This is a genomic window from Phenylobacterium sp. (assembly GCF_030697925.1).
Taxonomy (GTDB): Bacteria; Pseudomonadota; Alphaproteobacteria; order Caulobacterales; family Caulobacteraceae; genus Phenylobacterium.
In genome coordinates this window covers 16,701-27,788 of sequence record NZ_JAUYOJ010000218.1, presented here as the reverse complement: position 1 = coordinate 27,788, position 11,088 = coordinate 16,701, and the positions used below count along the sequence as shown (strand labels likewise).

The window sequence follows — 11,088 nt, the reverse complement described above, 5'->3', positions numbered from 1 at the left end:
GAAGCGCCGGCTGATGGTGGCCAAGGCCATGGTGCACAATCCCCCGGTGCTGATCCTGGACGAGCCCACCGCCGGGGTGGACGTGGAGCTGCGCCGCCAGCTCTGGGCCTATGTGGTGGAGCTGAACCGCAAGGGCGTGACCATCGTGCTCACCACCCACTATCTGGAAGAGGCTCAGGAGCTCTGCGACCAGATCGCCATCGTCAACCGCGGCGAGGTGGTCGCCTGCGAACCCACGGCGACCCTGCTCAAGCGCCTGGACACCCGCAATGTCGTGGTCACCCCCGAGGAGCCGCTGATGGTGGCGCCCGAGGTGGCGGGCTTCGAGACCAAGGCCCGCCCGGGCGGCGCCTTCTCGGTGACCTACCGCACCGGCCAGTCCAGCGTCGAGCAGGTGCTGGCCGCCGTTCGCGCCACCGGCCTGCACATCAAGGACATCTCCACGGAGGACCCGGACCTGGAGGACGTCTTCGTCTCGCTGACGTCCAAGGTGGCGGCCTGACGGCTCTTTCGTTCGGGGCCGCTTTCCGCTAGAGGAGCGTTCCCGCGCATATGCACCCGTAGCTCAGCTGGATAGAGCGTTGCCCTCCGAAGGCAAAGGTCACACGTTCGAATCGTGTCGGGTGCGCCATTTTCCACTGAAAAAGCAATGAGATATGGTGGTCGGGCCGGGGGCGGCGGCGACGCGGCTTTCGCGTTGCAACCATACTGCAACCACTCTGCCCAAGCCCCAGCCGTTTCGATCCGGGCCTGGGGTGGGCTAGAAAATTTCGCAGCCGCTCCTTTGTAATCCGGAGATCATCGGCCGGCCCCTGCATGTGGAGGGCCTTCCCCACGCAAGAGGATGGGGCGACTGAGGGATGGTGTGGGCGCCGTCAGGCTTCTCAATGCACGGTTCAGGACGCAACTGGTGTGGAACGGCCGGGCTGACGAGCGTCGGAGGCGATGACCGATGTCAACTTTCGCCGGAGAGCGCGCCCGCGGGAAAACTGCGCAAGCTCTTCTTCCATAACCAATGAGAACACTAGCTTGCTGGGTATCTCTACATCGGAAATTCGCTCGAGCCGGCCTGCAGCCAATTCGGACTTCGCGAAGGGCAAGGGAGCAAGAATGATCCCTCGTCCAAGCGTGGCCGCCTCAAGACCCGCAGCATAGGCGGAAAACCGGTGCGTTTGCCGAGGCGTGATTGTGGGTAGGGACAGCGCGGACAATGCCAGCGGCCAAGCCGCGTCGCTTATTTCCATCTTGATCAACGTCTGACGCGCCCACCAACTCGGATCGTGGGGGCTGGCGCTGGCGGCAATAGCAGGTGCGGCTGCGATGACGAGACTGACGCTCAGAATATCGACTGTGGCCAGTCCCGCCTCGCGCGCGACCCCCATCCGAATAGCAGCGATCGGACGGCGGGCGAAAAGATCGCGTTTTGTATCTGAGACATCGAGACGAATCCGTCGGTCTTCGCACCACTTCAGAAACTCTGGATCAAAAAGAAAATGCCGCGCGAAGAGGGGTGGCGCCGTTAGGGTCAGCGGCTCTTCTTCGGCGATTTCTATAGCCTGCGCGCAGGCAGCTTCGAGTTCGCGCATGGGCCGCGCAATCCGTTCCGCGAAGGCGGAGCCGGACTTTGTCGGCTCAAGCCGTCCGCCACTACGCTCAAATAGCCGCACGCCCATCCGGCCCTCGAGCAGAGAAAGCTGGTAGCGCACGGCTGAGGACGTGAGTCCCAACGCGGCGGAAGCGCTGGCGAAACTGCGCAAACGCGCGCAGGCCTCGAAAGCTCTCAATTGGCTCCACGAAAGGCCGGAATTGTCAGGAGCCGCCTGGGCGCGTCCACTCATTCCAGCCTCGCCGTCTCGCAAATTTTGATTGTAGGTTACAAACAGAATTTCCGAAAAGACTTTGATCGTAGGCACCAAGGTGATCCGCAAAACAGGAGCTGCGGGCTTGGCTGGCCATCAAACTACTTCCGACACGTCCGACGGCCGCTCGACGCGGCGCGCCGTGCTCGCCGCAGCACCTGTCCTCGCCATCGCTGCAGGCGGGGCTGCTGCGCCGCTGGTCAAATCCACAGGGCCAAGGCAGGCTCGCAACAAGCCGCCAGCAAGGACTATGAGGGCGCTCTTCGCGGGTGGCGGTGGCCCGCCTCACTTTCGCGCTATTGCGGCGCCGCGCATCGAAGGTGGCGTCGAGGCGATTGTTCGACCTCTCACGGTCGCGCTTTGCGATCTAGATGTCCCATACATCGCAAATCTGCTTCCAATGGAGCGTCCCTATGCGGTGGGGCATGAATTTACTGCCGAGGTCGTGGAGGTGGGCGACGCCGTCCGCACGCTGAAGCCAGGCGATAGGGTGACGGTGCCGTTCCAGATTTCCTGCGGAACGTGCTCGCATTGCCATTCGGCCCGCAGCCTGGATTGCACCAGCGTCGAGCCGCTATCCACCTACGGACTTGAGCCGTTTGGTGGCGGGGCCATCTGGGGCGGAGCGATCGCGGACTTGGTCAAGGTTCCGTTTGCCGACGCCATGGCGATGAAATTGCCGGAAGGCATTGACCTCGTCGCGGCGGCGGCGTTGTCCGACAACATAGCCGACGGATACCGTTGCATTGCTCCCCACGCGCTTCCGGGCGACGAGGCGCTGGTGATTGGGTCGGCGAGTGTCGGACTCTATGCGGTGGCGTTCGCCAGCGCCCTTGCTGTGCCTTGCACCTATATCGACACGAATGCCGCACGGTTGAAGATTGCCGAACAGCTTGGAGCGAAAACCGTTGCCACTACGCCCGATGGCCGAAGCTTCGGGGAATTCGCCCTGACCGTTTCCGCCAACTCGACGCCGGGCGGTCTACAGTCTGCGATCCGCTCGACCACAGGCGGAGGGATCTGCCAGGCGGCCGGCATTCACTTTCGCGGCGCCGAGCTGCCGTTGCTCGAGATGTACAAGCGCGGCGTGCGCTTCACCACCGGCCGCGCGAATGTCAGAGATGATCTTCCCGCGATTTTCGATCTCATCCGTCAGGGTCGGTTTCGACCGAAAGATATCGGCGCTTCCGTCTTCAAGATCGACGATGCACCCGAGGCGTTGAAGGGCGGGCTATCCTACAAGTCCGTGATTCAAATGCTCTAAGGGTGAAAGCAGAAATTCTGACCGCAAAGAGAGGGCTCAGTGGTCGGAGAAATCGTCTACAGCGCGGCAGAAGGTGTTGCGCAGTTCAAGATCAGCCGACCGGACAAGAAGAACACGCTGACGGCCTCCAGGTATGCCGCTCTCACCGAGGCGATCGTGAACGCCGAGGCACGACGCCCAGCAGAAAGTGTCCGGCCCATGACTTCTCCACCAACGGCGCCGGCCAGGAACCGCCCGGCGTCGATGCTTGCCGGACCTCCGCGCCCGTCACGAGCTGCCCGTCGCAACGATAGCGAGCGGGCAGCACCTGCGCTGGTCCTTTATAGGTCGCGCTGCGATGCAGCGTGCGGTCGTGAACGGGTCGCTGCCAAGTCGCTGCCCGCATCTTCGATCCCCGAGACCTGCCGCTGCCGGACGCCGTATCGCCTGACCACCCGAAGGTCCAGGAGCTGAGGTCGCTGTCGCTGTGTTCGGAGGGCCAGGTCTGGTGCGCGCTTGACATGTGCATATGGACGCCCATATCAATTCTCATGACCAAGCCACTGACCAGGGATCAGGCCGCCAACGCCTGCACCGAAGTCCTCGACACCGAGTTCTTCAAAGCGCTCTGCGAACCGGTGCGGGTCCAGCTCGTCCGCGCACTGGTGTTGAACGGCAAGGCCGACATCCAGACCCTCGCAAAGGACTTCTCGCAGGACCGGTCGGTGATCGCCCGGCACCTGCAATTGATGGAGCGAGCCGGCTTGGTGGTTTCGGAGAAGGCTGGCCGCCATCAATATTTCGAACTCGACGGGCCGACTATCGTCGAACGGGTCGAGGCGATCCTCGACCTGATGCGTGTCCTCGTCCCGATTTGCTGTCCGGGCAAGGAAGCTTAGCGGCGTTCCACCTCAACGCCGACCTGGGCCAGGGAGGGCCCTAGCGCAATGATCGACCTCTACACAGCCAAGACGCCGAACGGCCGCAAGATCTCGATCATGCTGGAGGAATGCGGGCTGCCCTACCGGGTCAACATGGTCGATATCGGCCGTGGTGAGCAGTTCCAGCCGGACTTCATCCGCATCAATCCGAACGCCAAGATCCCCGCGATCGTCGACCACGACAGTCGCGGCCAACCCGTTCCAGTGTTCGAGTCGGGCTCCATCCTGATCTACTTGGCGGAGAAGACGGGCCGCTTCCTTCCCGTCAGTCCGATCCCACGCTCGGCCTGTCTGAGCTGGCTGTTCTGGCAGGTCGGCAATGTTGGGCCGATGTTCGGCCAGGCCAACCACTTCGCGACCGTCGCCGGGGAGCGGCTCGCCTATCCGACCGAGCGCTTTGGCGCCGAGGCGGCGCGCCTGGTGCGGCTGATGGACCAGCACCTGGAAACGTCGGAGTTCCTGGCCGGTGACTACTCCATCGCCGACATGGCGTCGTTCCCCTGGCTCAGTGTCGCGCTGAGCTCGATCTGTCAGGCCCGGCCGCAGATCGCCGGCGAGGGGCACAATGTTCGGCGCTGGCTCAGCGACATCGCCAGCCGCCCGGCGGTCGTCCGGGGCATGGCGGTCGGCCGTGCTTTGGAACCGGCTGAAGCGCGGAATACGAAACTAGCGCCCACGATGAGCGACGGCGCGGCGTGACGGCGCTTGTCGAGATGGGCGACCGGGCGGCTGTCGAACAGCTCAATCGGGAGTGCTTCTGCATCACGCTCGACCGTGCGTCGCTTCATGACGCCCTGCGACGGGAGACGAACGATCCCGCGTTCGTGGCGACCTACATCGCCTCGCGACCGCATCTCTTTTCCAACGCCCCGGTGTTCCTATCCCGCGGTGAGATCACCGCCATGGCCGAGATCGTCGAGGCTATCGAGGCGGCGGCTCGGTTGCCAGGCTATCAGGCCGCGGCGCTGGCCGGCGCGCCGGAGATCGCGCTTCGCGACTTCGGCCCGGTCGGGGCGTTCATGGGCTATGACTTCCACCTTGGCGCCCAGGGTCCAAAACTCATCGAGGTGAACACCAACGCCGGGGGCGCCTTCCTCAACGCCTTCGTTGGCAAGGCCCAACACGTCTGCTGCGCCGAGGTTGGCGTGGCGATGGGCGGATCGCTAGCGGAGGATTTCGACGCCGCCGCCTGGCGCATGTTCGAGACGGAGTGGACCAGGCAGGGACGAACGGGGCGACCGCACCTGGCGGCCATCGTCGACGATGAGCCGGAGGCGCAGTATCTCTTCCCCGAGTTCGTGCTCGCCCAGCGCTTTTTCGAGCGCAACGGCGTGCGGGCCGTCATCGCCGATCCCCGAGAGCTTCGCTTTTCGGACGGGCAGCTTCTGTTTCAAGGTGAACCCGTCGACCTAGTCTACAATCGCTTGGTCGATTTCGCGCTCTCGAACCCGGAGCACGACGAGTTGCGCCGCGCCTATCTGGCCGACGCCGTGGTCGTCACGCCCAATCCGCGCAACCACGCGCTACTGGCCGACAAGCGCAATCTGACGCGGCTGTCGGAGCCCGCGAGGCTCGAGGCCTGGGGTCTCTCGCCACGCCATCGGCGTGCCTTGGCCGGCGTCCCGCGCTCGACCATCGTGACGCGTGAGAACGCCGATCGACTATGGGCCGAGCGCAAGCGCCTCTTCTTCAAACCGGCCGGCGGTCATGGCGGGAAGGCGGTCTACCGCGGCGATAAGGTCACCAAGGGGGTCTGGGCGAACATCGTCGACGGCGCCTATATCGCCCAGGCGTTCGCCGCGCCGAGCGAGCGCATGATCGACCACGATGGCGAGGTCAGACCTCACAAGCTGGACGTCCGCCTCTACACCTACGAAGGAACGCCGCTCCTCGCCGTCGCCCGCGTCTATCAGGGCCAGACGACCAATTTTCGAACGCCCGGCGGCGGCTTCGCGCCAGTCTTCGTGATCTAACGCCACCGCCGCGCCACGACTTCATCGTGGACCGCCAGCCATTGGGGTTGCGGAGCTTTGCGGTTCCATGGCCGCTCGGCGTCGCGCCGAAAAATCCGTGGATTGCTCGCGCCGAAGTCGGATCAGCAATTGATCGTCGCCATGCGCCACCCCCAGCGCGCCTGAGAACGGCGTGCTGGGCCGCCACGGCCCGGCAGGCGAGCCTCAGTCCTGGATCCGGTCGTCCTCGAACACCGCCTTCAGTTCGTTCTTGAGGATCTTGCCATTGGCGTTGCGCGGCAGGGTTTCGTGCCAGAACTTGACCCTTATCGGCACCTTGAAGGCCGCCAGGCGCTGGGCGACATGGGCGCGCAGCTCGTCCTCGGTCGCTGAGGCGCCCGGCTTCAGCGACACCACCGCGCCGGGTTCCTCACCGAGCACGCGGTGGGGAACGCCCACGACCGCGGCGTCCATCACCGCGGGATGGTTGTAGAGAATATTCTCGACCTCGATGCAGTAGATGTTCTCTCCGCCACGGATCAGCATGTCCTTGGCCCGATCGACGATGAAGCAGAAGCCTTCGTCGTCGAGCCGCGCCAAGTCGCCGGTCCGCACCCAGCCGTCCACGAAGGTCTGGGCGGTGGCCTGAGGCTGGTTCCAGTAGCTCCTCGCAACCTGCGGACCTTTGGCCCAGAGTTCGCCGATCTCGTTCGGCCCGAGCACGGTCCTTCCATCCTCCGGGTCGCGGACCTCGAGATCGCTGACCGGCACGGCGGGGCCGGAACTCTCCGGCCGGTTGGCATAGTCTTCCGCGCCGTGGTGGGTGACGGTGACGCAGGTCTCGGTCATGCCCCAGGTGATGCCGGGCGCCGAGTTGGGGAAGGCCTCCCCGATCTTGCGCACCAGCTCGACCGCCGCGGGCGCGCCCCCATAGGCCACCGAATCCAATGAAGACAGGTCGTAGTTCCGGCGGGCCGGATGTTCGATGAGCTGCCATGCGATGGTCGGAACCCCCCCCACCGCCTGGATTCTTTCCCGCTCGATCAGCTCGAAGGCGCGGACCACGTCCCATTTGCGCATCAACACCAGCTTGGCGCCGACGGCGAGCGACGGGTTCAGGACCGCGAAACAGCCGGTGACGTGGAAGAACGGCACCGACATCAGCGCGGCCCGCTGGGGCCCATCCGCCCGCGGCGTCGGCGGCGTCTCGCCGCGGCGCAGGAAATTGCGCGCCGCGGACGCCGCGGCGGCCATGATGTTGGAATTCACGCCCCGGTGCGTGGCGAGCGCCCCCTTTGGCCTGCCCGTCGTGCCGGAGGTGTAGAAGATGGTGGCGTCGTCGTCGGTGTCGATCCCGATCGGGGGCAGGGCCCGATCGGGCAGGCTGGCCCAGCTGTCGGGCGAACCTATCACCGTTTCGAGCTTGCTCACCAACGGATGGGCGATCTCCTCGGCATCCCGGCTGACATAGACATGCAAGAGATCAGGGCAGTTCCGCAGACGCCCGATCAGGCGCTGGTAGCATTCGGAGTCCAGGATCACGATCTTGGAGCCGGAATCGATCAGGCCAAACAGCAACTCCTCGCCCGTCCCCCAGGCGTTCAGCGGGGTTACGATCGCTCCCAGCGACGCCGCGCCATAGAAGGCGACCACCCATTCCGGCAGGTTGCGCATGATGATCGCCACCCGGTCGCCCTTGGTCACCCCACGGGTTTGCAATTCTCGCGCGAAGGCCGAGACCGCGCGGTAGAAGGCCTCGAAGGTGACGCGCTCATCCTCATAGACGAGGAAGGTCTTCTCGCCGTGGGCGCGGGACGCCTCGACCACCGAGCGCAGGGTGGGGGGCAGGTGCTTCCAGACCCGCAGCTCCACGCCACGGATGGCCTTGGTCTCCATCTCCAGCGGCGAGCCCTGGGCGGTCAGGGCGGCGTGCGCCTGGGCGATCGACATGGCCGGCCAACCGGCCGGCAGCGCAGCCTTGGTCATGGAGGGTCTCCCAATATTCCGAGCGGCGCTTGGCGCGCCTTGCGTGATCCGATGGGGCCGGTCCATTGACAGGCGGCCCAATTACATCCAATGGATGGTTATAGCTTGCATCCGCCGGATGCAAGCAGATCGCTTCGATTTCGGGACCGGTGATGATCAGGAACGCGACCCCAGGTGATGAAGGCCAAGGACCACGCCGCCGCCTTTTCGCGGCGGCATGTTCGAAGCGGTGCTCCAGGCTCCGCAGAAGGGCTGACCGATGATCGCCGTTATTTTTGAGGTTTGGCCCGCGCCCGGCGCGCGCGAGACCTATCTCGACATCGCCGCCGGCCTTCACCCCCTTCTGTCGCCGATGGACGGCTTCATCTCCATCGAACGCTTCGAAAGCCTCATGGAACCCGGCAAGGTGTTGTCGCTCTCCTTCTGGCGCGACGAGGCGGCGGTCGCCCAGTGGCGCAGCCTTGCGGCCCACCGCGACGCCCAGGCCCGGGGCCGCGCCGGGGTGTTCCAGGACTACCGGCTTCGGGTCGCCCAAGTCTCCCGCGACTACGGCTTGGACCGGCGCGATGGCGCCCCCGCCGATAGCCGCGAGCATCATGAGGCCGGCCGATGACCCGCGAAGAGATGATCGAGGTCATGACTCAACTGATGGCCGCCAAGCGCGACCACGACATTGATCGGCTGATTGCGCTCTACACGCCCGACTGCATCCTGGAGCAACCGAGCCTCGGGGTTCGCAGCGAGGGTCATGCCAATATTCGGCCCGGCCTCGAACTGTTTGCGCACCACTTTCCCGACTATACCCGCGCCTTCGAGGGCGCGGCCGTCGACGGCGATCGGCTGATCTCCTGGGGGACAGCCCAGATGACCCTCACCGGCGATTTCAAGGGCCACCGCCCGAACGGCCGGCGCGCCAGCGTGATGACCTTCGTGCTCTTCCGGTTCGACGGCGGCCGGATCGCCCACGAGGGCCACCACTGGGATCTGGCCAGCATCTGCCGTCAGTCGGGCCTGCCTGTCGAAGCGCTCGCGGCGCCTTAGGCAAGATCGGTCGGGCCGGCGCCGCGTCGCGGCCGGGGCTATGATCGGCATGTCCGGCGGCGGCTTCTCCGGACCGGACGTGGGGACCGCCGCAACAGGGTCGTTATGGCGCCTCGCGGGACCGGCGGTTGATCCTGGATTGCAAAATGTCCGAAATATCCTAGAAACATCCGTCGGATGTATGGTCCGGTGGTTGATGATCGGCGTCGGCCGGCAGGCGCGGGCTTAAGGCGTCGGCCTGCCTTTGCGCTTTGGAAGGACATGTAGTGACCGTAACGACAAGGCCTTCTCGCGATTCCTATCGTCACGGGAACCTCCGTGCCGAAGCCATCGCTGTCGCCCTCGATCTGGTCGTCGCGCAGGGGCACGAGGCGCTGAGCTTGCGCCGCGTCGCCGACGCCGTCGGTGTCGCGCATCGCTCGCTCTACAATCATTTCAGCGACCGTGAAGGGCTGTTGGACGCCGTGGCCGAAGAAGGCTTCCTGCGGTTCGGTCGTCTGCTGCGGGCCGCACGGACCCCCGACGAATATGTCGGGACCTATGTCGGCTTCGCCCTGGGCAATCCACGGCTCTACGATCTGATGAAGAGCCGGCCGCACGCCACGATGAAGCAGAAGCCTACCCTTCAGGCCGCGGTGCACCTGGGAATCACCGAGGCCTTGAGGCTATTCGCCAGGCCTCAGAACACCAGCGAAGAAAACCGGCGCGCCGTCATGAAGGTGATGGTGCTGCTGCACGGTGGTATCGCGCTACACCGGGCCGGCATTCTCGACGTGCCCGATGACGCCGGCTTGATCGAAGAACTTCAGGCGATGATCCGGGCAAGCTAGGGCGACAGCTTCATTTCGGCGTATGGTCCGCCGCGACGATCAATCTCCATCGGATCAGACCTTGAGAGTGGGTGTGGCGATGATGATCGCGGGGTGGAAGCGGCTCGCCGGACCGCGAGGCTTCCTCACGGCCACAGCCGCTGCACCGATAGACTCCAGAAACCGGCGTGCTCGAGTCCGGCGGCTGATCGACGTCGAACTCGGCGCGTCCGCTCCACTCGACGCACGGGCCATACTTGTAGCGCGCCATCGGGTCAGCCGCCGCTGTCGAGGAACGCGAGGGTGCGCGCGGCCACCTGGAGGGACCTGAGAATCTTGTTGTGGCCAAGCATCTCGGTCTTGAGAATCTGGGCCCCCGGCCAGCCCTCCGCGATGCGCTCGGCGTCGGCGTGCCGGACCCGCTCATCGTCGAAATCGTAGGCGAGGAGAAGCTTGCTCGCGCCAGCGGGTGCGTAGGCCGCTCCCGCCTCCAGTGACCGCCAATCGGTTTCGAACTGGGCGGCCAGGGTCGGCTTGACCAAGTCCAGGACAGGATCGCTCGCGCTAAACCTGCTTTTGAGCGTCTCCAGGGGAACATAGGGGAATCGCGGCGCGGCGATGCAGACATAACGGTCCGCCTGGACGCTCTTCAGCGCCCGCGACGCCATCATGCCCAATCCTCCCGCCGAATGGCCGATCCAGGCATGGACGGCTTCTCCGACATGGTCGCTCAAGGCCGCAGCGTCCTTGATGAAGGTGTCGAAGCCGATCGGCTCGCGTCGCGAGTCTCCGTGCCCGCCCGCGTCGAAGAAGACGCAGCGATAGCCGGCCGACGCCAGGGTGTTGGCCAGCGGGGCCATCTGCACGCCGCGGCCGCCCCAGCCGTGGACCATCAGGACGAGCGGTCCTTGGCCGACGGACCAGGCGCACCGGCTGTCGTCAGTCCCGAACCGGAAGGCTTCAGCGCCTTCGAGCAGGGCGGCGTCTTGAGGCCGCAACGGCATTGGAGCCGACGTTGAAAGCACCTGAAGGAGATGCTTCGCCATCTCGGCGCGGGGCATGTCTCTCAGAGCTGCGGCGGCATCGGCGTCGGCCATGGGGGCGCTCCATCAACTATCCAGGTTTCTTGCATCCGTCGGATGCTTATGTCCAGATGTAGGCGCCCGCTACCTGCACCGTAAGGGGCGTCCAACGGACTTCGCCGCGGTTCGGGCGTGGCTGGCCGTGGACGCCGAGCCTTGGCCGGGCGCTCGGCGG

The 11,088-nt window shown here is 65.2% G+C and carries 10 protein-coding genes, 1 tRNA gene and 2 pseudogenes; 10 read left to right on the top strand and 3 right to left on the bottom strand.

The annotated features are described in order from the left end of the window. Together Q8Q88_RS21570 and Q8Q88_RS21565 are read left to right on the top strand one after the other, a co-directional pair. Positions 1-502: pseudogene (locus tag Q8Q88_RS21570) on the top strand (ABC transporter ATP-binding protein); the annotation flags it as partial. A 52-nt stretch (positions 503-554) separates the two neighbouring features. After that, positions 555-631, top strand: a tRNA-Arg gene (locus Q8Q88_RS21565). A 265-nt stretch (positions 632-896) separates the two neighbouring features. Here the strand turns inward: Q8Q88_RS21565 and Q8Q88_RS21560 are convergent. After that, on the bottom strand, positions 897-1,913 hold the full coding sequence (locus Q8Q88_RS21560) for a LysR family transcriptional regulator (protein WP_305677240.1): 1,017 nt from the start codon (positions 1,911-1,913) through the stop codon (positions 897-899). Here Q8Q88_RS21560 and Q8Q88_RS21555 point away from each other — a divergent pair. The 5 genes and pseudogenes from Q8Q88_RS21555 (at position 1,900) to Q8Q88_RS21535 (ending at position 6,016) form a co-directional block, all read left to right on the top strand. Continuing rightward, positions 1,900-3,123 (top strand): alcohol dehydrogenase catalytic domain-containing protein, encoded by a 1,224-nt coding sequence (locus Q8Q88_RS21555; protein WP_305677239.1) that lies wholly within the window; start codon positions 1,900-1,902, stop codon positions 3,121-3,123. The two genes, Q8Q88_RS21560 and Q8Q88_RS21555, sit on opposite strands and share 14 nt — an antisense overlap. Before the next feature lie 380 nt (positions 3,124-3,503). Beyond that, positions 3,504-3,617 (top strand): annotated as a pseudogene (locus tag Q8Q88_RS21550) (arsenical resistance protein ArsH); the annotation flags it as partial. 36 nt (positions 3,618-3,653) lie between these two features. Continuing rightward, positions 3,654-4,001 (top strand): helix-turn-helix transcriptional regulator, encoded by a 348-nt coding sequence (locus Q8Q88_RS21545; RefSeq protein ID WP_305677238.1) that lies wholly within the window; start codon positions 3,654-3,656, stop codon positions 3,999-4,001. Positions 4,002-4,049: 48 nt separating this feature from the next. Further along, positions 4,050-4,742: a glutathione S-transferase N-terminal domain-containing protein gene (locus Q8Q88_RS21540; protein WP_305677237.1), complete on the top strand. Its 693-nt coding sequence runs from the start codon at positions 4,050-4,052 to the stop codon at positions 4,740-4,742. After that, a complete protein-coding gene (locus tag Q8Q88_RS21535; RefSeq protein ID WP_305677236.1) occupies positions 4,739-6,016 on the top strand; it encodes a hypothetical protein in 1,278 nt (425 codons plus the stop codon). The genes Q8Q88_RS21540 and Q8Q88_RS21535 overlap by 4 nt, the downstream gene beginning before the upstream one ends. 204 nt (positions 6,017-6,220) lie before the next feature. Here the strand turns inward: Q8Q88_RS21535 and Q8Q88_RS21530 are convergent, their stop codons facing one another. Beyond that, the gene (locus tag Q8Q88_RS21530; protein WP_305677235.1) at positions 6,221-7,981 is read right to left on the bottom strand and encodes a class I adenylate-forming enzyme family protein; all 1,761 of its coding nucleotides are present in this window, start codon (positions 7,979-7,981) and stop codon (positions 6,221-6,223) included. A 259-nt stretch (positions 7,982-8,240) separates the two neighbouring features. On the opposite strand from Q8Q88_RS21530, the gene Q8Q88_RS21525 reads away from it, so the two are divergent. From Q8Q88_RS21525 to Q8Q88_RS21515, 3 genes are all read left to right on the top strand, one after another. Continuing rightward, the gene (locus tag Q8Q88_RS21525; RefSeq protein ID WP_305677234.1) at positions 8,241-8,594 is read left to right on the top strand and encodes an antibiotic biosynthesis monooxygenase; all 354 of its coding nucleotides are present in this window, start codon (positions 8,241-8,243) and stop codon (positions 8,592-8,594) included. Continuing rightward, complete coding sequence (locus tag Q8Q88_RS21520; RefSeq protein ID WP_305677233.1) at positions 8,591-9,022, top strand: ester cyclase; 432 nt, start codon at positions 8,591-8,593, stop codon at positions 9,020-9,022. The genes Q8Q88_RS21525 and Q8Q88_RS21520 overlap by 4 nt, the downstream gene beginning before the upstream one ends. Before the next feature lie 266 nt (positions 9,023-9,288). Then, positions 9,289-9,852: a TetR/AcrR family transcriptional regulator gene (locus Q8Q88_RS21515; protein ID WP_305677232.1), complete on the top strand. Its 564-nt coding sequence runs from the start codon at positions 9,289-9,291 to the stop codon at positions 9,850-9,852. A gap of 254 nt (positions 9,853-10,106) precedes the next feature. On the opposite strand, the gene Q8Q88_RS21510 is transcribed toward Q8Q88_RS21515, so the two are convergent. Further along, the gene (locus Q8Q88_RS21510; RefSeq protein WP_305677231.1) at positions 10,107-10,928 is read right to left on the bottom strand and encodes an alpha/beta hydrolase; all 822 of its coding nucleotides are present in this window, start codon (positions 10,926-10,928) and stop codon (positions 10,107-10,109) included. Positions 10,929-11,088 lie beyond the last annotated feature (160 nt).

Bases quoted from the DNA above. Each gene is read 5' to 3' on its own strand.
- Q8Q88_RS21545 (WP_305677238.1), top strand. From the start codon at position 3,654: ATGACCAAGCCACTGACCAGGGATCAGGCCGCCAACGCCTGCACCGAA.
- Q8Q88_RS21540 (WP_305677237.1), top strand. From the start codon at position 4,050: ATGATCGACCTCTACACAGCCAAGACGCCGAACGGCCGCAAGATCTCG.
- Q8Q88_RS21530 (WP_305677235.1), bottom strand. From the start codon at position 7,981: ATGACCAAGGCTGCGCTGCCGGCCGGTTGGCCGGCCATGTCGATCGCC.
- Q8Q88_RS21525 (WP_305677234.1), top strand. From the start codon at position 8,241: ATGATCGCCGTTATTTTTGAGGTTTGGCCCGCGCCCGGCGCGCGCGAG.
- Q8Q88_RS21520 (WP_305677233.1), top strand. From the start codon at position 8,591: ATGACCCGCGAAGAGATGATCGAGGTCATGACTCAACTGATGGCCGCC.
- Q8Q88_RS21510 (WP_305677231.1), bottom strand. From the start codon at position 10,928: ATGGCCGACGCCGATGCCGCCGCAGCTCTGAGAGACATGCCCCGCGCC.